We start from the raw sequence: 19032 nt of genomic DNA, 5'->3' as shown, positions 1-19032 counted from the left end.
GGAACGAGCCATTCGCGGGTGACAGAATGCGGATCCAGATTATAAGATGAAAAAAGAAAATGAAATGAAATAACTTGTATTGATTGATAATTAATCTAGTGCTAAGATAAAAATACTTAGACGCCTAGAAGAAAGAGAGGGTACAATGAATAGAGCGGACTTAATCAGTAAAAAGGGCAGCATGAAACAGAACGATTTTATCGGCAGAATGGGGAATCGGAGTCGAAGGGATTTGAGGGGAAGAGTTCTGACAGATGACGAGATTCACCAACTATTATCCGCAATCACAGATGAAAGGGAGAAAGCGCTGATCGCTGTCATTTTAGGGACAGGCATAGGCAATTTCGATTTGATAGAAGTGCGGTTGGCAGACATTGACCGTTTTTGGCGGCTTACTTTCCGGCGGCAAAAAACTGGAGAAGCGCGCGGGGTACAACTGAGCAGCCGGGTGATGGAGATCCTGGGTGCCTATTTAGAGCAGCGCAAAGACAAGAGCCCTTATCTGTTTCCGGCTAAAAAACCGGGCGTAGTCGGCCGTGACTGGTGGAAACATGCGGAAAATGTTGCGGAGGATACGCCGATGGATTCTAAGATAATGCTTTTTACGATAGACAGGGCTATACAGCGCTCCGGCATGGATATAAAACGTTGCGATTTACGGTTGACATTCCGTACGCGCGCAGCGGAAAAACGGGAGGAAGATGAAATGATCGAAAAACTTGTATGCCTGCTTCATGTGAATGTCGATACTGCAAAAGAAATCCTGTATAAATACGTGGGGAAAAGAAAAAATGTCGGGTTGTGATGAAAAGAAAAATGAACAGCGGTTTGACCGGTAAATTTTTTCAAATCGCAGCATAAGGATGTCAAGCCCTCCCGTGTGGGGAGGGCTGCTTCTTTACAGAAATTTCCGCTTTCTTTGGCGTACAGGATCTTGCTGCTAGGACACTGGGAGATGAAAGTTTTCCATAGATAAATCCATTGGAATGTAGATGCATTTCTGATATAATAAAGGCAGATGGAGGCAATGATGAGAATGAGTATTCAATCAGATGTAGAAATACTATCCGTGCAGGCCCTTGAACAATATGCTAGAAAGCACAATCTTTCCACGGCAGAAGCTGCCAAACTATTTTATAAGCACCAAGTATTTGAAAAAATCCTAATTCAACATGAATATCTTCATCAGCTTGACTTGGAAGAGACACTTAATTATGTAGAAGATATTATCGCTGAAAATGCGCCGGAGCTTGTGCTTTACCATGGTTCCAATATTGCATTTGAGAAGATTGATCTGACAAAATCCCATGATCGCCGTGATTTTGGTCGGGGATTTTACTGTACAGTCTTAGAAAGCCAGGCAGAAGAATGGGCCAGGCGGCTTTATCTTCGATCCCATAAAGGGGGTAGATACATTTACCGTTACTTGTTCCGACAGACAGATGACTTAAAGATTAAGCATTTTGCTGCTCTGAACCAGGAGTGGCTGGAGTTTATCAAAGAAAATCGCACAAAAGGCGGTATCCAGCACTCTTATGATGTGGTAGTGGGGCCAGTTGCAGATGACAATACAATGGAGACAATTCAGTTATATTTGTCAGGCATTTTAAAAGCCGGAGAAGCGGTGGAAAGACTTCGCTATAGTAAAGTCAACAATCAGGTGTCTTTCCATACACCCTTTGCCGTAGAGCATCTGATGTTGGAATCTCGAAGGGAGGTTAGAGAAATATGAAGGGCATCTATTATTTTAATGGAAAGGATATTACTATGAATATGTGTATCCAGATCCGGGATGTGATCGACATCATCAAGGAAAGGAGCAATCTTTCCTTTCCAGATGCAACCCTTGCCTTTTACCAGTCTCAGACCTATCAGGCTCTGCAGAATACCGAAAATACGCTTTGGGCAGAGTCGGCGGGATATATCGCGGACAGGTTCTATGAAGAACAGGAGCAAAAAGAATTGCAGCCAAACTAAATTTTTATACACTATGTTTCAAAGGGAACTTCCTTATAACAGAGGGAGTTCCTTTTTTTGAACCATATTCCTTATAATATAATGTATGGCAAAGGTCTATTATGAATCAGGAATAAGGAACCGGTATACTAACAATGGAAAGCAAGCCGCGTAAACGTTCTATTGTCATGAATAAAAAATCAGGGAACACCTCTGGGATTAGGATGGCGTTCCCTGATTTTCTTCATAAATTGCATTTAAAAGCTTCTGTATGATGCGTTTCTGCTCGGGGTGAAGGGCGTTCCACTTTTTCAATAAGTCTTTTTGCGCTGGAGTAAGTTCCACAAAATCGTCCTCCATAAAAAATTGGGCAAGTGTCATATCAAATGCCCTGCATATAGCCTCCAATGTAGGCAGCGTGGGAAGATTATTGCGTTTAAACAGATTTGTAATGGTGGTCTGAGAAAGTCCCGCTTCTTTTGCCAAACGGTATTCAGACCAGCCGCGTTCCTGAAGCAGATTACGCAAGCGTGCTACGACTTCCAAAAAGCATACCTCCTGTTGATCGGTCTGCAGCCAGTTACATGTGTTTCATAATGTATAAGATAAGCTCTTTATTTTTATCAGAGAGCGCCGCCCAAAGAGACAGCACTTCCTTCTCCTTATCGTTTAATGTTACGGCCTCATTCTCTTCTGCGAAGAATTGACATAAAGTAATATCGAACGCATCGCAGATCCGTTCTAAAGTATATATGGTCGGCAGTTGTCCGCGCTTAAACAGGTTACTGATGGTGGTCTCCGAGAGACCGGCCTGCTTTGCCAGCCGATAGGCACTCCAATTACGTTGCGTCATTAATTCCCGCAGTCGCTCTTGTACATCCATTCTTTCTTCCTTTCCATATTTTAATACTATGATACTGCTCATTTATGGAGTATAATAGTCAATATGAGTTTGCAATATACCACTAAAATTTGGAGTAAAGAGGGAAAAGATGGAGGAGGAACAGAAACAAATGGATCAAATAAGAATATCAAAGAAAGAAGGCAGATCGATCGCTTACTATGTATTTATGGGGTGCCTGATGGCAGCTTTCACGGCAATCATCACCGTCTGCATGTCGATTATAAAAAGCAGAAAAGAGGAGGCACAGGACATGGAGAAAATAATGAATACAATTTATGCTTATCTGGCGGAGTCCACAGAGGAAGAGTACAATGAAATAGCGGAAAAGATCCGGCAGGATCTGGTGCTGGGAAAGTACTATGCGAAAAATAAGCCGGAATATCTTGACTACATCCCAAACACAGCGAATGATTGTGTGGCAGAAGAGCATGGGTCTCCAATGCTCTTAGATCTGAATACAGGAGCAGCCTACCAGCTGGATTTTTCGGAAGAGGAGGAGCAGGATGGCCTTTCTGTAAGCTGGGGATACGATGAAATCAGCGAGACGGGGATCCAAATTGTGGCGGATTTTGCTCAAAAAAGCAAGCGCGCAGAGATTGACAGTAAAAGGGGGATCGTAAGCGTGCAGCGGATGAAGACGCTGTTTTGTGATGATTGTATCTGTGAAATACTGGAGATAAATGAAAATACGCCTTTGCCGGAGCTGATTTTATTTAGCGGAGAAATGGGAAAATTCTATCCGGTGGTCAATGGTGGGGACTACCGGTTTGGCGGTTGTCAGGTGGAGATCCTGTATCAAGAGAGCGGCTGCTATGAGTTAACGACAGTCAGCTGAGGAGGGACTTATGACACAAAAAGAAAGAACCAGAAAAGGTATACTGTGGATGCTTTGCTCACTGGGTTCCTATGGTTTCGCACTGTTGCAGCCGTCTATAGGAGCAAAACTTCATATTTCAGACGATTATATTGCTTTTGCGATTATGGTCTGGATCCTGGCTGGTGCCGTCAGTGCCTGCCTTTATGGGAGCCTCCCGGAACCGGATGTATCTGATGAAGTTTTAGACGAACTGCAGGAAATGATTAACGCCAGAAAAGATAACTGGAAGCTGGGAGCATGAAAGAATCAACCCCAATCTGCCTGTGGATGGACAGGTAAGAATTACCTCTTGAAAACAGAACAAATGTTCGATATAATAAAAACAAAAAACGCAGGAGGTGCTGCTGTGGGGCGCGTAATTTTTCACGTAGATGTAAATTCTGCCTTCCTTTCCTGGGAAGCTGTGTACCGTTTGTACCATCTTGGAGGAAAGGTAGATCTGCGTACACAGGTGGCAGCAGTTGGCGGGGATATGGCAATGCGCCATGGCATAATCCTTGCAAAATCGATTCCGGCGAAAAAATATCACATCCAGACGGGTGAAACCATCCTGGAAGCGAAGCAAAAATGCCCCGATCTGCTCCTGGTTCCGCCTAATTACAGCTTATACGAGCAGTGTTCCAAAGCATTTATGGAGGTGCTTTTACAGTATTCCCCGGACGTGGAACAATATTCTGTGGATGAAGCGTTCATAGATATGTCCGGAACCGATAAGCTATGGGGAGATCCGGTGACTGCGGCGAACCGGATCCGGTCGCAGATCAAAGAAGAACTGGGCTTTACTGTAAATATAGGAGTATCCGAAAATAAGCTGCTGGCAAAGATGGCAAGCGATTTCCAGAAGCCTGACCGGGTACATACCCTTTGGCGGGAAGAAATCCCCGCTAAAATGTGGCCGCTTCCGGTATCCAATCTCTTCTTTGTGGGGCGCTCTACAGCAAGAAAACTGCACACGCTGGGGATTGATACAATCGGGGAACTGGCTGCGGCCGACCCGTATATTTTAAAATCCCATTTAAAAAAGCATGGGGAAATCATCTGGGCATTTGCGAATGGGATTGATGTATCGGTCGTGCAGTCCCAGCCGCCTGCAAATAAAGGCTACGGAAACAGTACGACAATCGCATTTGATGTATGCGATTCTTCTACCGCCAAGCTTGTTTTGCTGGCTTTAGCAGAAACGGTAGGAGCAAGGCTGAGGGAAGCACATGTGCGTGCAGAAGTAATCGCGGTCGGTATCAAGGACTTCGAACTTCATTACGCAAGCCACCAGATGACTTTACCAAATGCCACAAATATCACTCTGGAGATACATCGCTGTGCCTGCCAGTTATTTGAGCAGTTATGGGACGGCACTCCCATCCGGCATCTTGGTATTCATACCAGCCGTATCCGAGATGGAATGGATGTGAGGCAGATGGATCTTTTTGATCTGACTGATTATGAGAAATGGGAATGCATGGATAACACGGTGGATGCTATACGAAAACGATACGGGAAAGACTCTTTGATAAGAGCATCCTTCCTTGGTAGTAAAATTGATCATATGTCAGGAGGAATCAGTCGGGAAAAGCGAAGCGTAGATTATGAAAAAATAGAAGTAGAGTAGGAGTGGTGATAAATGGGATTTACATTGGAAAAACAGACAGAACAGCTCCGGGAAGAAGCAATTCAGGGAAAATATCAAAAGGTTGCGGTTTCCTGTTGGTTTACCTCAAATGGCAGAAGTATGCCGCGGATGGTCAAATTTCAGGATGTGGAAGGAAATATACAATCTATCCGAAACATTCATCTTATTAAGACAGAAGAAAAATATTTTGCAGGAATTAAGATGAAGCGGTATGATTGTTGCGCTGTAGACTGTGGCATTATGAAATATTTCACATTGCTATACCATATAGAAGAAGGACGATGGGATATGGTAGTAAGGTAAAATACTATATATTGATTTGATGACATTGACAATAACTATATCTTGTGCTAAATTGTAATTGGATGATAATTTCGCATAAGGCCATTATGCAGAAGTTTTGTTCCGGCAAAAATGCCGGGAGTATATTTTCAGATCATATCTTATTATGCGCAGAAAGGCATCAAAAGTCTAGGAATGGATTTTTGGTGCTTTTTTTGTGCCCTGAAGAGTGGTACGAGAGGCTTCTGAGGTATTTATGCAAATAAAGGAAAAGGAGGGCAGGAAATCATCCGAATGGAGTAACAGAAAAATAATAAGCGGATAGCAGAATTTTTTATCGAGAAGGGGAAAATTTCCCTTCTTTTCTTATGGAAGGGCTGGTATCCGCAAAACGGGGATACCGGCATCTGTTATCAGAAAGGAGAGGCTATGGTAGATTTATTTGCCGATATCCCTGAAGAAGTGATTGAAAGCACGATTAAGGCTATACGGGAAAACCTGGACAAGGTAGAACTCTATGGCGGCCACACCTTGAGGAAGCATACCGATATCCAGGTCCAGGCTTTGAAATACCGGCTTACCCAGGAAGACATCCGGTACGCTACATCCTTTTGGGATATGGAAGTGGCTGTCGCTGTGGCGCAGGAAATGATGCGGCGCTTTTTTGACGAAGAAATCGCTTTCTGGTTAAGGGGGAGCTATAGTGACTGCCTGCCGCTGATCCAGCGTTTTAAGAGCACAGTCGGATATGGCTTCCGGAAAGGTGAGGATAAGCTGCAGGAAAACCTGAAAAAAGCCTGCCTTGTATTGGTAAAAGACAAAACGGCAGACTGGGGGTTCCGCATCCTTACCAGTTACCCGATGTTTTGAAAACGATGGATGGAGGATGCTATGAAGCTGGAGGTCTTAATGGCCAAAAATGAAGGGATCGTAAAAGGAAAAAGGATCGACTTTGAGTTAGACCAAAGGAGCCGACTTTATATTGCTTCCTGCGGCGGGACAGCCTTTGGGGTTGCAAAGAAATTGATGTATGGGAAAAAACAGCAGCTAAAGCAAATGGGACATTCCTTTAGCGGAATTGCAGTAAAGGTAATCCCGGAAAGAAGGCATATGGAAGTCAAAATACACCGGGAAAGGAGGAAGAGCTATCCGAAGCATATGAGGCGCACGGCAAGGAAAGGAATGGAGAGAAAGGCGGTGGAACATGAGAGCGGAAGAATATGAAGGGTATTGCTGCCTTGCTATCGCTATTTTATGTAATGTGAACGCAAGCGAAGCTCAGAAGATGTACCACTATGGACCGTACCATCCGCTATGTAAAAAGATTATGAAGAAAAAGGTACCTCAAAAGGGGTTGGCAAAACTAAGCCGGCAGGAATCCCGCAAAGTAATGAAAAAATTACTGGACCAGGGATACACGGTCGATGCGGTGGCTGATGCTTTCCTCTGCTTTCCGTCAACTGTGAGGAGGAGAGTAAAAGAGGTGAAAGAAGTGAAAGAAGAAGAGGAGGAGGATATGCATTTACACAAATTTGCGGAACTGGCTTCTTTTGAAGAGATTGCCTGCGGCGGAACCCTTGGGGCAACCGAAGAATACCGAAGTTTCTTTAAAAAGCTGCATCCCTCGCAATTTCTGAATTCTATGATCCGTATCCCGATCTACGAGGTGAAATATTCCTATTTTACAGCACGGCGGAATTATCGCGTGGGTTATAAGTATATGTTCCTGCGACTGGAGCATGAGGAAGTGGATATGGAAGTAGAAATGGCATTTCAGGATTGGGTAGACGATCTGAATAAAAGGAAACCATACCGGAAGATTTCCAATGTAAGGATTCTGGAGATCAAACCGATTGCTTATGCAAGTTTCCGGGTTGGTTTTTAAAAGCTCTGCATTTCTTCTAAGCCCGGGTGACAGCCAGGGTTGCTGCTTAGAAAGACTGTGATTGCGGACAGTTCTTTTGATACAAGTAATCGGCCAGGCAGCGTAAAAAGACACGCCGGGAAGCATGGCTTTTCCGTCCTGCAGCAAAATCTAATGCAAAGGACGGGGAAGGAATGGAGCAGATTTGTTTATTTCCAATAGAGGACAAAATAGAACGTGCGATCCAAAATCTGAAAATGTTTGAGGAAACCGCCCTCCGGATGAATCCAGACGGATACTATTTGGCGTTTAGCGGAGGAAAGGACAGCCAGGCTGTTTTTCACTTGGCACAGATGGCTGGGGTAAAGTTTACGGCGCATTACCATGTGACAACGGTGGATCCTCCGGAGCTGGTACATTTTATCCGGAAGGAATACCCGGAGGTTTCCATGGAAAAGCCAGAAGAATCCATGTGGAAGCTGATCATCAAAAAAGGATTTCCCCCAACCCGGAAAGTCCGGTATTGCTGTTCTGAACTGAAGGAACGGGGAGGGGAAGGCCGGTTTGTAATCACTGGCGTCCGCTGGGCAGAAAGCAGAAAACGCAAAAACCGCGGGCTGGCAGAAATAAGAGGCGCGGAAAGCGCGAAGGTTTTACTTTTAAATAATGACAATGATGAGAAACGGCGGCTGATCGAGAGCTGTGTAATGAAAGGGAAACGGGTATTAAATCCGATCATCGACTGGACGGATGAAGAAGTGTGGTCCTTTATTTATCACTATGTCCACAGATATTGCTGTCTTTATGATGAAGGATTTACAAGGATTGGGTGCATCGGCTGCCCATTGGCGTCGGTTCGAAAACGGGAAAAAGAGCTTGCGCGCTATCCAGGCTATAAGTCGGCTTATCTGAAGACCTTCGGGGAAATGCTGAAAAGCCGCAAGCAAAGACATTTGGAGGAAGACACGTGGGAGAGTGCGGAAGACGTCTACCTTTGGTGGATGTATGGAACAGAACCGGCTCCCAAACAGGTTCCTGGACAGCTTTCGCTTGCATTGGGAACAGAAAGGGAATGGATAAGTGAAACGGAAAAGATGAAAGGGAAAACGAAGAATGAATGGCTGACGCTATACCAGCAACGCTACAGCGAATGGCAGAACATCCACAAGTATGGAACCGAACAGATGTGGCCGGATGGGATCGCTCTGGCAGAGATCCGGAGAGAGCTGCTGGAGATCCAGCGAATCCTTATCAGCTATGGTGTTGAGGTCCCGCTTCCGGAGGAATTGCCTGCAGGGTATATGGCAAGGGCTGATGACATACGAAAGCAGGCCAGGGCATGTCTGGAAATTTATAAGAATTCGGAAGATTACCGGTATCTTCTTTGCCGGGAACCACTCCTTACGGACCGGCAGAAAAGGAAGACTCAGATTTTGTATGCACTCGGGGTAGTACAAAATTTGGAGACGGCCATCGAAGAGGAAAACCTGGTGGTCATGCGTGCGTTTGGAAACGAAGGCCAGTATGGGAAACTGCTCTCAGATACCGCTTCAAAGGTAAAAGAGATACCATTGGAGATGGCAAAAAGAGAAGCAGAAAAAACAGTGCCTTCAATGCCTTACGAAGAAGAACAGATCGAAGGGCAAATGAGCATTTTTGATCTGGCATCTTGAAGAAAAGGAGGAGACGAATGGTAGACCAGAAAATGATAGCTGGGATTTTTAATGATTTCCTGGGCGTATATATTGGGAAAGTGAATCTGGGAATTCGGCCTTTGCAGGAAAAATATGGAAAACATCCGGTGCTTATGAAGCTTTTATCCAATGTGGAGGCTGCTTCAGAAATCCCGGTGGCAAAAGCCATGAAAGAGATCTATGGATTTTACAAAGAATACCGCGGCAGGCCTTTGTCAGATAAAGACTGGGAGGAGATTGTAGAACGGGCCGGACAGCTGCATAAGGCCTGGAACGAAAATGTCTGGTGCCGCCAGGTAATTCTGGAAATGGTGAACCTGCTAGACGTGGATGACCGGGAGCAGCGGAAACTTGCGGCGGAAACCGAAAAAAGGTTGGAGAACCCACCGGAAGCTGCGGTAGAGGAAGCTGCCTGAATGTTAGGAAGGGCGGGAGGGAGGCTTCCCTCCTGCCGGAATGCAGAAAGGAAATAGAGTATGATTGAAAAAATGGTAGAAAATGTCGTGGAATTGAATGACGCGGCAGTGCATTTAAGAAACCAGGGAGATATGGAAGCGCTGCGGAGGCTGGCGAAAAAGTGGGCTGTCCCTTATGAACAGACGGAAGATTTCATCCAGGGACGCAGATACCGGCTGGCCGAAATACCCATTGGGCAGAAAATATTCCGCACAGCTTCCGAGAAGCTCCGGGAAGAGATACTGGTGTTAGATGACAAAGATTTCGCAGGGATTATCGGCTGGCATATCATCCGAAAGTGTGAGGAGGATCCGAAACTTGCCATATCGGTCATGAAAAGGCATAAATCCCTGCAAAGATGTCTGGATTTTGTGATGGAGAAAGCCTTTGAAACGGCCACGGAGCAGGCAAAAAAGAAAGGGCTTGGCCGGGTCAGGGAAAATACAGCGCTGACTTTGACGGAAAAAACAGTATTCCCCTGGGCGGAAGAGTATTACCGGAGAGAGGATGAGGCGGAAACCCTGGCAAAAGAAGCAGAAGAGAAAAAGAAAATTCTTTCTGAATGGGAGCAGGCTGAACGGAAAGCAGCTTCTGCCGTGAAAACAACAGTAAAAAAGAAGGACGCGGGAAGCGTAGAAAAACACAAAGAAAGCGCGCCTAAGAAAAAAGAAACGGACGGGCAGATGTCTTTGTTTGATCTGGCGTGATAGGAGTAACGAGGAGGATTATGATTGCATACAAAGGGTTAAAAAAAGATCTTACCTGCCTGGGCTACCAGTTTTTGCTGAACCAGGTGAACATAACAGACCAGGCAAACTGCGCGGAAAACGGGTTCCACTGCGCGGAGAATCCACTGGACTGCCTTTGCTATTACAGAGATTGGCGCAAATCCGTCTATTTTCTTGTAAAAGCGGAAGGGGACCTGGACGAGGATTCGGTTGACAGCAAAATTTCCTGTACCAGGATAACGCTGCTAAAGGAATTGTCTTTTCAGATGCTTTTACTCCATGGCCTTGCCTACATGGCTCGGCATCCAGGGCGCAAATGGTGCTCGATAGTGAAAAAAGAAGAGGGAAGATGCTGGGACGGATACGTCGTGGTCAGGGGAAAACATCCAAAGGCATCCGGAAGCATGGGAGATATCCTCGCACTCGCAAAGGAGGAGCCTGACAGCCAGCAAATCCAGGAAGTGGCTCTGTATGTAGTGGATGGGAAGAAATATAAGCCGCATACCTGGTATGGCGTGGACGGAAAAGCATAGAGTGAGGTGTTTCATGAAGCGAAAAGAATTATTGCAGTTTCCGGTTCAGATGTTAACGCCTCATATGGAAGAACTGCTGCAGCGCGGGCAAGACAGAAAACCAGACGCATTCTGCCGTGCCAAGATAGAAAAGGGCCTGCTGGTACTGGATATCTACTTAAATGACAGAAAGACTGGTTCCAGCCAGCTATCCTACCGTATCTTTGCTGATTGCACTTTTGGAGCTTCGGTATCTGTGCTTTTATTCCTGGGAGAAGATAGCCGTGGAAATGGATTATGACCTGCGGTATATGCACAAGCTGTACCGGAAGGCTTTGGAGCAGTATACGGCTTTTATACCGGCGGGGGAAGAATAAGGAAAAGGCGCATTTCCGGGGTGGAGATGCGCCTTGAATATTAGAGGCTGTCTATCTATTTGGAAGATAGACCTTGTATTTTAGCAGATTTTTTGGCAGCTTCTGCTCTGGATATGTCATAAGGCTTATCTGTGTATATTCTACGATATGTGATAGATTTTCCCATTAGTAAAGCATAATCTTTTTTTGCTGCCTGTATAATTTTTCTTGCTTGTTGGTAAAATTCAATATTAGATAAGTATAAGTGCTCAAAATATTCAAATGTAGCATAATTATGATGAATAATTATAACTGGATCAAAAGAAATATCAGCATTTTCTTGATTAATTAAATCCATTTCTGCCACTAATAGTGATTCGGGAACGTGATTTAACCAATTTCTTGTTCTGTTAAATTCAGCGATAAGAGAATTTACATCATCACTTAAATCATTTATAGGAATATCCGTTAGACCTTTCTTAATGCGCTTCTGTATCTGATTACGATATTTGAAATAAGATATTGACGATGTTTGGGCATCACCAAGGAGATTAAGGAGATAGCTCATAATATTATATGTTTTATTGCACACTTCTTGATATATTTTTGCTGGTATAAGACTTTGATTTTTATATTTATCTAGTATACGTTTGGTCTCTTTATTGTATTCCTTAAAGGTGTCCATACATAGTTCGCTGGATGTAATGATTTTGTATAAGTATACGATACAATTTTGTTTACTTGATAAAGGAAATTGTTTTAGCTCTTTACTTTTGGACATTTGTGTTCTCCTCTCCATATGAGTAATAATTGCGTATTTCTTCTAAAGACAATTCCTCAAATAAAAGACGTTTTAAGTTCTTTTCTTGGATTGACAGGTATTGTTCGCGTTCTTTTATGAAATCGTCTCTTAGTTTTCCTAATGTGGAAAGCATTACGGTTGCTTCTTGCTTGCCATTATAACTAATTCCCGATTCTCGTAAATTTGCAATACTTTCTTTGGCATATAGATATAAAGTGGCGTATGCTATATTTAAAGGATGCTTGTCATTATGTTTAAGTCCATTATCAATTCTTAATAATCTCGCTAATTCAAAATATGAGGTATCTATTCTCTTTTCAAGTTCAGTTAAATCTATAATAAAAGCAGGTGGGTTTTCTACGTTCTTCCCCATGATCAACCCAAATGTTTGAGGATCGCACGATGTGGTAAATACATCCATTGTTGTTTGAAGCTGAGATAGCCTATTGGATTCATACTCTATGATTTTGTTTACAATATTCAATTCGTTTGCCCGTAGACTGATTTTTTCTAATCGCTCCTGAGCAATATCATTTTCTTCTTTTTGCTTTTTGTTTTGCCACATTGCAAGAAATCCAAGAGTAACGGTACTTGCATAAGCAAGAAGATCTCCTGCGCCCCATTTTGCTGCTAAAAAAACATTTGGAGCTTGAATGGAAAATAAAAAGTGGATGATAAGGGCAAATAATACGCTTGCAGATACCCAACAACCGATCCAGTGTTTGGAAATAAAATTTTTTATGTTCTTCATAACCTACAATCTATCCTTTTGCTATATTTTATTTTTTATAATCAAAAGACCTTTTATAACTCGTTCTTATCATATCGCAAAATTTTTGTATTGTACATGCCATCTTATTGAAAAGAGGACACAAAAAGACATAGAAAGACACTATAGAAATCTGGTAGTATTACAATAGCAACAAAGAAAAATACAGAGACCTTCGTAAAACAAACTGCGGGGGCTTTCTTTTTGTCCGGAAGGAGGCAACAGCTATGCCTTATAAGCCGAAGTGCCCCTGTTCCTATCCTGGCTGTCCCCGTCTGGTATCGGGCCGGTATTGCGAGCTTTGAAAAAGCCAAAGGCATTTTTACCTCTCCGATTTATGTTGACGGCAAAAGAAATCTGTGTTACTGTTTAGTTGTAAGATATTTTACATGGATATTCCATGGAGTACAATGCTTTTGTTCCGGCAGGTGTCGGAAGATAACTTTGTTCAGATGAGCTGAATAATAAGAGAAGAATGGCATCAAAAATCATGTGCAGTGGTTTTTGGTGCCTTTTTTGCGTTGTACAGAAGCAGAAAATTGTAGGAGGAAGGAGGAAGAGGGATTGGATGATGAAGAGAGGCTCCAAAGCTGTCAAAGAGAAATTTTTCGTTTGAGAAATGTGATACGGTTTCTGGAAGAAGACGAGAGGCTCTATGAAAGCAGACTGCGGGAAGAGGCAGAAAAGGAATCCGCAGAACAACCGGGGTTAAAGCGTGCCATAGAGATATGGCAGGAAATTCAGAAGGAATCTTAAGAAGCAGGAAGGATCTGGGAGACCAGGTCCTTTCTTTTGCGGAAAGTGAGGTCAGAATGGGAAATATTAGGATGTCGGAAGAGGAATATCTCCTTTTTTTGCGGGCACACCGGGAAATGGTGCAAAGATGTTTTTTCAGTTGCTTTGATAAGAATGGAAGCGGTATCCGGTCTCAAAAGGAAATCATGGATGAAATGAGAGACAAAATACGGATTGCGATCCCCATGGAACCATCCTGCGACGCTATTTTAGAAGAAATCGTCCTAAGATTATTGGATCATTACGAAGTACAGGGAATATTGACACTAGTTCCGAGTGGAACGGGATACCAGTTATTAGGGATGCAGAAAGAACTTGGATAAGCCAGAAAATGCAAGGAGGGGAAACATCATTGAAAAAACAGCAATTATTAAGGCTAAAAGTACTGACCGCGACAGAGGAAATGATACGGATAGCCAAACAAGATATACCAGTGCCGAAGCTTAGGCCCTATTGCAAGAATGAGGTAGATTACGTTTATAAATATGGGCTGTATCTTCTGGCTGCTGTAGAACAGGGGATTTTAAAGGTAGCGTTGTTTCAGCCAAATACTTTAACGCTGGGAGGAACTAAGCCTGCATACTGCTTATTTATTGACAAGGCGGCCGATGATTTTATCGGATATAACTATATTTTGAAGAATTGGACGGCTGCTATGTTGGAACGGCTCCCCTGGACTCACAGGATCTGGCAGTCACAAATTTTCTGTGACAAGTCCTCAGAAAACTGTATCCAGGAATACTTGAATGAAGATTCGGAGGGCTATGATGCAGTTGCACTGTTTCAGAAAGCGGCACGCAGAAGACAGCTTCTTGCGAGACACAAAGTGATAACAGACCGATGGGATCTTGTTATGGACCAAGTGCCGAAGGAGCCTTCGGACTTTAAAAAGTGGCTGAGAAAAACCGGCCTTACAAAGCACTTTATTTTTTATGAATATAGCCGGAAGGGAGTCAAGAAAGGCTACTGTACCTGGTGTGAGCAGGAAGTTCCGGTAAAAGATCCGCGGCACAACAAAGAGGCAAGATGCAGCAGATGCCATCACAAAATCCAGTATAAAGCGGCAAAAAAGGCAAAAAAAGTCATAACGGATGAAGACACTGCTTATCTGGTTCAGAACTGCGGAGATGGGTTTGTTGTACGGGAGTTTATCATTTCTATGTTTATCAGGACGTCTGACTATAGGAACCCCTTATTCTTTCAGCAAGAACGGCGAAGGTTTGTATATAACAGCAGCCTTCACGGTACGGAATATTATTATGGATTAGACCGGACGACTGAAAGGAACCGTTGGCAAGAAGGGGAACTGAAAAAATCCTGGGGCATTGGATACCTGTATTATGTCCATAGCGTTCGCGGATCAGTCTACAAAAAGAATTTCAGGAGTCTGAAAACTGGTGTTTTAGGGCGGACGGGTCTTTTAGAATACGCAAGACAGGTTCCTTTTCTTGACCCCAGAGATTACATGGAACATTTGATAGAAAGACCCTGGATGGAACAGATCGTTAAGGCAGGCCTGCTTCGGCTTACGCAAGAGATTCTGCAGAAAGGCAGCAGCCTTTCGATCCCATATGAGCCAGCTAAAGACCTCGGTAAGGCATTATTCATAGATAAGTTCCGATTACAGCGGCTGAGGGAAAATGGCGGAGGAAGCTTGTACCTAAGCTGGCTTCGTTTTGAAAAAGGCCTGAATACGGTAATAAGCGATGAGGTAATATCCTGGATGGAAGCTAAAGGGATCCCGGCAGAAGACATTCTGTTTGTCAGTGGGTATATGAGCGCGGTTCAGATTAAAAATTATCTTGAAAGGCAGGCAAAAGAGAGCGGGGAAACACCAAAAGATCTGTTGGGTATTTGGGAGGATTACCTAATTATGGCCAAAAGAACAGGAGCTGACATTTCTGATCCGATTGTCTATCGAGCCAGGAATTTGGTGGAAAGGCACAATGAACTGATAAAAGTTGTGGGGAATAAGGACATTGTAAAACAGGCAGAAGAAACTGAGAAGAAATATCCCGTTTTACCCGAAATTTTCCAGGATCTGAAGCGATATGAGTATTCCGGAAAAGAATATAAAATCATAGCTCCAAAGAGAGCAGAAGATATTCTGATTGACAGCCAGAAGCTCCATCACTGCATAAATAGTAACGAGCGGTATTTTGAGCGTATGGCTGAGAAGGAATCTTATATTTTATTCCTCAGAAAAGCAGCTAAAGATCAAGAGCCCTACTATACGTTAGAGGTTGAGCCAAACGGCACCATTCGGCAGAAGCGGACGTTATACAACCGGCAGACGGCTGATATTGCGCAGGCAGAAAAATTTCTGGCACAGTGGCAGAAGCAGCTTCAGAAAAAGCTTAGGAAGGAGGATTTTGAACTGGCAAAAATAAGCTGTGAAAAGCGGGAGCAGGAGATGGAGGAACTGCGTGAAAAGAAAGTTCGAGTCCACGGAAATTTTAATGGAAAGCTTCTGGCGGATCTTTTACAGGAGGATCTTATGGAAATACCGGAAGACGAAAAGGCTGCATAGAAAGATTGGAAGAAAGGAGGGCAATGAATTGAAAGCAAAAATCTATGACTGGAAAAAACGAAGACAGTCCGACTGAGAATTTAAGAAATAGTTAGAAACAGGGGATGTAAGTTGTAAAAAGCCGGAAAGATAAGGAAAAATGTGAAAAAACATGATTAGATATACGGAAAACAAGAAAAATCCCGTTCTTCTTGGTATAAGGTAAAACAAAATTGCATGTGTCCGAGTACTTCAAGCTGACAGCATGGGAAAGGAGAGGATGTGATGGATTCTTGGGATATTATGGCGATGCTATTACTTATGATTGATTTCTTCTTGGCAATTTTGGTAACGCCTCTTGTTTTCTATTTGATATTTTTCTTGGGGTAAGGCTTTGAACAGAATACAGGACTGGTGCTGATTAAAAAAGGATAAGTAGGAGGTAGATATGGAAAATATGGAAAAAAAGTTGTTGAGCTTAAATGAAGTATGCAGCTATACGGGTTGGGGGAAGACAAAAGCCAGACAGGTTCTTAAACGGCCAGACAGTTCTTTCACGGTTCGTCTTGGAAACCGTTTGTACGTTAATAAGAAACTTTTTGATGATTATTTGGACAGGTGCGCAAAATATCAAATTCCAATCTGATACGGAAGAGTCCATTCATGCTAGTAAAGGAAGTCGTTTGTCAAAAGGCATAAAGGAGCGTTGCTTATGGGAAAAGATTTGAATGGCAAGGAACTTGGAAAATGCTTCAGCCAGAGAAAGGACGGAAGATATGAAGCGCGTGCGGTCATTAATGGTGTCAAAATTGATCTCTACGATGTTAGCTTGACTAAACTGAGAAAAAATTTTGAAGTAGAAAAGGCGAAAGTCCTTCGGGATGAAAAAAACTTTCGTCAGAATATCACGTTGGGAGAGTGGTACAGCGAATGGTTTGAAAAAAGCAAAGCACCGCAGCTCAAGTCAGATGTTAGCAGAAAAACTTATGACAGGAAAGCCAGAAATACATATGTACGGATCCTGAAAGAAAAACGTGTTTCTGATATAAGCCAGCTTAATATCCAGACAGCTACGAACGATTTGGCAGAAGAAGGATATACAGACCGTTCAATAAAAGAGGCCCTGGGTATTATGCGAGAGTGCCTTGATATTGCAATAGTTAATAAGATTATCAATTTTAATCCTTGTATAAGCATCAATGTAAAAGATGCAAACGTGCAGAGAGAGCGCAGGGTAATGGATCAGATAGAGCAAAAAATATTTCTGGAAGAAGTGAAAGACAGCTATTACTATGAGGCATACATGATTTTATTGCTGACCGGAATGAGAATTGGTGAGTTTTCCGGACTTCAGTGGGGGGATATTGATTTTCAAAGGAAAGTGATCAATATCAGGCGATCTATGCAGACCGCCTACCAGGACGGGAAGAAAATCGAAGAACTTACAACACCAAAGACAGCAAATTCGTATCGAGAGATCCCTTTTTTTGGGGAAACAGAAGCATGTTTAAAGAACTGGAAAAAGAAGCAAGATGAGTACAAACACAAGTTAGGGAACCGTTGGAGAGCAAAACCGGAATTTGGAGATCTGGTATTTACCAGCACCCTTGGCTCGCCGGTCACCAGATACGTGATCGTCCATGATCTGAATAAGGTCGTAAAAAACATCAATATGAAGGAATACAGCAGGGCAATGCGTGAAAATCGGGCACCGGTTGAGTTTAAGCATTTGCATCCGCATGCGTTCCGCCATACATTTGCGACAAGATGCTTTGAAAAGAATATGGATCCAGTGTTTATACAAAGTATCATGGGGCACGCAAATTATTCTACGACGTTATCCTATACGCATATCCTGGATAAGATCAAACAAAGAGAAGTTGAAAAAGCTGGGAATTTCTTGGAGGGCTGAGAAGTTGGTATGAATTTCTGAATGGCAACAGGTAGAATGGCGAAAGGGCGCAGGGGAAAACTCTGCGTCTTTTCTTATGGATCCCTCCTTATTGTATTATTGATGGATTTCATGTCCGAGTAATTTCATTCTAACGGAGTTTAGTAATTTCGTAAATACCAGCAGTACTCACATCTCCTCCTGGTAGCCATAAAAATTACCAAATTTCATTGCCTCGGAGGCTCCACCTGCACATGGTCCCGCGGAGAAAGATTTGTACCGTCTCCTCGGAGTCCTATACCAGACGGTGACTCCGCAAAGAGTGACAGCTTTTCTTTTTTCTAGTTCTAGAATATATCTTGATAGAAAAAAGTTCACTTCCTGTTTCATGATTTGAATGCAAAGATAATTCACATATAAATGACATTTGGCAATAAGACGACAATAAATGCCCAGATTGATAAATTCCATTTAATAGCTGGTATCTGACGAACTCAAAAGGAAGATTTCGCCTATGGAAATACAGTAATTGCTAGATCTAGACAAGAAAATGAGACAAAAAGAAGCTGCCGCTCTAACAAAATATAGAACGACAGCTTCTATAAAAATTACAAGATAGAACTATAAGTAAAATATTCTAACAGTCAAGTAAACGTTTACGATGCTTATTGTAGGTCGTAGTCGGATTACTCAGAGGAAGTTCAGGCTTAAACTTGCGGTAAAATTTAGAGTCGCGGTCAGGAGAGGAAGGCATTTTGGCGGATACAGTATTTACAAAATTAGTTTTATTTCTATTATTCCTATCCATTTATTCTACCTCTCTTTTGATATTAAAATCATTTTTATTATATGAGTCAGAAGAATAATTGTCAAGCCCCAAATTAAATTTTCAGTTTTGAAAGGTAAAAATATATCTGCCTGCTTTAGGATGGAGAGTTTTCTAAAAAAACGGGTTATCTACATTCTCCGGCTTTTCCATTGGTTTTATCCACTTCCATTGGAAAGAC

General features: G+C 42.9%; 24 protein-coding genes. 20 read left to right on the top strand and 4 right to left on the bottom strand.

Features of this window, described 5'->3' with window-relative positions:
• Positions 1–145: 145 nt before the first annotated feature.
• The 3 genes from B5G33_RS13570 (at position 146) to B5G33_RS13560 (ending at position 1977) form a co-directional block, all read left to right on the top strand.
• Positions 146–805, top strand: coding sequence for a tyrosine-type recombinase/integrase (locus B5G33_RS13570; protein ID WP_087418026.1), 660 nt, complete (start codon positions 146–148; stop codon positions 803–805).
• Positions 806–1036: 231 nt separating this feature from the next.
• A complete protein-coding gene (locus tag B5G33_RS13565; protein WP_204247394.1) occupies positions 1037–1732 on the top strand; it encodes a DUF3990 domain-containing protein in 696 nt (231 codons plus the stop codon).
• Positions 1729–1977, top strand: coding sequence for a hypothetical protein (locus tag B5G33_RS13560; RefSeq protein WP_087418024.1), 249 nt, complete (start codon positions 1729–1731; stop codon positions 1975–1977). The genes B5G33_RS13565 and B5G33_RS13560 overlap by 4 nt, the downstream gene beginning before the upstream one ends.
• Positions 1978–2175: 198 nt before the next feature.
• On the opposite strand, the gene B5G33_RS13555 is transcribed toward B5G33_RS13560, so the two are convergent.
• Positions 2176–2502 (bottom strand): helix-turn-helix domain-containing protein, encoded by a 327-nt coding sequence (locus B5G33_RS13555; protein ID WP_087418023.1) that lies wholly within the window; start codon positions 2500–2502, stop codon positions 2176–2178.
• Positions 2503–2536: 34 nt separating this feature from the next.
• The gene (locus tag B5G33_RS13550) at positions 2537–2839 is read right to left on the bottom strand and encodes a helix-turn-helix domain-containing protein (RefSeq protein ID WP_087418022.1); all 303 of its coding nucleotides are present in this window, start codon (positions 2837–2839) and stop codon (positions 2537–2539) included.
• Positions 2840–2969: 130 nt separating this feature from the next.
• On the opposite strand from B5G33_RS13550, the gene B5G33_RS13545 reads away from it, so the two are divergent.
• From B5G33_RS13545 to B5G33_RS21500, 12 genes are all read left to right on the top strand, one after another.
• The gene (locus B5G33_RS13545) at positions 2970–3695 is read left to right on the top strand and encodes a hypothetical protein (protein WP_143276529.1); all 726 of its coding nucleotides are present in this window, start codon (positions 2970–2972) and stop codon (positions 3693–3695) included.
• 10 nt (positions 3696–3705) lie between these two features.
• Positions 3706–3978 (top strand): hypothetical protein, encoded by a 273-nt coding sequence (locus B5G33_RS13540; RefSeq protein WP_087418020.1) that lies wholly within the window; start codon positions 3706–3708, stop codon positions 3976–3978.
• 63 nt (positions 3979–4041) lie between these two features.
• Positions 4042–5346 carry a DNA polymerase Y family protein gene (locus tag B5G33_RS13535; protein ID WP_087418019.1) on the top strand — a complete coding sequence of 435 codons (1305 nt, stop codon included), beginning with the start codon at positions 4042–4044 and terminating at the stop codon, positions 5344–5346.
• Positions 5347–5358: 12 nt separating this feature from the next.
• Positions 5359–5670 (top strand): hypothetical protein, encoded by a 312-nt coding sequence (locus B5G33_RS13530; RefSeq protein ID WP_087418018.1) that lies wholly within the window; start codon positions 5359–5361, stop codon positions 5668–5670.
• Positions 5671–6078: 408 nt separating this feature from the next.
• A complete protein-coding gene (locus tag B5G33_RS13525) occupies positions 6079–6519 on the top strand; it encodes an RNase A-like domain-containing protein (protein ID WP_087418017.1) in 441 nt (146 codons plus the stop codon).
• A gap of 21 nt (positions 6520–6540) precedes the next feature.
• Positions 6541–6873: a hypothetical protein gene (locus B5G33_RS13520; protein WP_087418016.1), complete on the top strand. Its 333-nt coding sequence runs from the start codon at positions 6541–6543 to the stop codon at positions 6871–6873.
• Positions 6854–7534, top strand: a complete 681-nt coding sequence (locus B5G33_RS21995; protein ID WP_242974704.1) for a hypothetical protein — start codon at positions 6854–6856, stop codon at positions 7532–7534. The genes B5G33_RS13520 and B5G33_RS21995 overlap by 20 nt, the downstream gene beginning before the upstream one ends.
• A gap of 173 nt (positions 7535–7707) precedes the next feature.
• The gene (locus tag B5G33_RS13505) at positions 7708–9186 is read left to right on the top strand and encodes a phosphoadenosine phosphosulfate reductase family protein (protein WP_087418015.1); all 1479 of its coding nucleotides are present in this window, start codon (positions 7708–7710) and stop codon (positions 9184–9186) included.
• Between the two features lie 17 nt (positions 9187–9203).
• A complete protein-coding gene (locus tag B5G33_RS13500; protein ID WP_087418014.1) occupies positions 9204–9623 on the top strand; it encodes a hypothetical protein in 420 nt (139 codons plus the stop codon).
• Positions 9624–9683: 60 nt separating this feature from the next.
• The gene (locus B5G33_RS13495) at positions 9684–10370 is read left to right on the top strand and encodes a Cas9 inhibitor AcrIIA9 family protein (RefSeq protein WP_087418013.1); all 687 of its coding nucleotides are present in this window, start codon (positions 9684–9686) and stop codon (positions 10368–10370) included.
• Positions 10371–10390: 20 nt separating this feature from the next.
• Entirely contained in the window at positions 10391–10924 is a 534-nt protein-coding gene (locus B5G33_RS13490) for a DUF7666 domain-containing protein (RefSeq protein WP_087418012.1), read from the top strand.
• A 13-nt stretch (positions 10925–10937) separates the two neighbouring features.
• Entirely contained in the window at positions 10938–11204 is a 267-nt protein-coding gene (locus tag B5G33_RS21500; RefSeq protein WP_162614064.1) for a hypothetical protein, read from the top strand.
• 131 nt (positions 11205–11335) lie between these two features.
• Here B5G33_RS21500 and B5G33_RS13480 read toward each other — a convergent pair whose 3' ends face one another.
• Both B5G33_RS13480 and B5G33_RS13475 read right to left on the bottom strand, forming a co-directional pair.
• Positions 11336–12040 (bottom strand): hypothetical protein, encoded by a 705-nt coding sequence (locus tag B5G33_RS13480; protein WP_087418010.1) that lies wholly within the window; start codon positions 12038–12040, stop codon positions 11336–11338.
• Entirely contained in the window at positions 12027–12812 is a 786-nt protein-coding gene (locus B5G33_RS13475; protein WP_087418009.1) for a hypothetical protein, read from the bottom strand. Before B5G33_RS13475 ends, B5G33_RS13480 begins: the two co-directional genes overlap by 14 nt.
• Positions 12813–13394: 582 nt before the next feature.
• Here B5G33_RS13475 and B5G33_RS13465 point away from each other — a divergent pair.
• The 5 genes from B5G33_RS13465 to B5G33_RS13445 all read left to right on the top strand — a co-directional run bounded on the left by B5G33_RS13465 (position 13395) and on the right by B5G33_RS13445 (position 18046).
• Positions 13395–13586 carry a hypothetical protein gene (locus B5G33_RS13465; RefSeq protein ID WP_087418008.1) on the top strand — a complete coding sequence of 64 codons (192 nt, stop codon included), beginning with the start codon at positions 13395–13397 and terminating at the stop codon, positions 13584–13586.
• Complete coding sequence (locus B5G33_RS13460) at positions 13559–13948, top strand: hypothetical protein (RefSeq protein ID WP_087418007.1); 390 nt, start codon at positions 13559–13561, stop codon at positions 13946–13948. The genes B5G33_RS13465 and B5G33_RS13460 overlap by 28 nt, the downstream gene beginning before the upstream one ends.
• 29 nt (positions 13949–13977) lie before the next feature.
• Entirely contained in the window at positions 13978–16155 is a 2178-nt protein-coding gene (locus tag B5G33_RS13455; protein WP_158229624.1) for a PcfJ domain-containing protein, read from the top strand.
• 427 nt (positions 16156–16582) lie between these two features.
• Positions 16583–16780 (top strand): excisionase, encoded by a 198-nt coding sequence (locus tag B5G33_RS13450; RefSeq protein ID WP_242974703.1) that lies wholly within the window; start codon positions 16583–16585, stop codon positions 16778–16780.
• A gap of 66 nt (positions 16781–16846) precedes the next feature.
• Positions 16847–18046 carry a tyrosine-type recombinase/integrase gene (locus B5G33_RS13445; RefSeq protein WP_087418005.1) on the top strand — a complete coding sequence of 400 codons (1200 nt, stop codon included), beginning with the start codon at positions 16847–16849 and terminating at the stop codon, positions 18044–18046.
• The last annotated feature ends 986 nt before the right edge of the window (positions 18047–19032 follow it).

The sequence above is a fragment of the Blautia sp. An81 genome (assembly GCF_002161285.1).
GTDB classification, from domain to species: domain Bacteria; phylum Bacillota; class Clostridia; order Lachnospirales; family Lachnospiraceae; genus Blautia; species Blautia ornithocaccae.
Note: the sequence above shows the minus strand (reverse complement) of the source record. Positions and strands in the feature narration are given on the sequence as shown.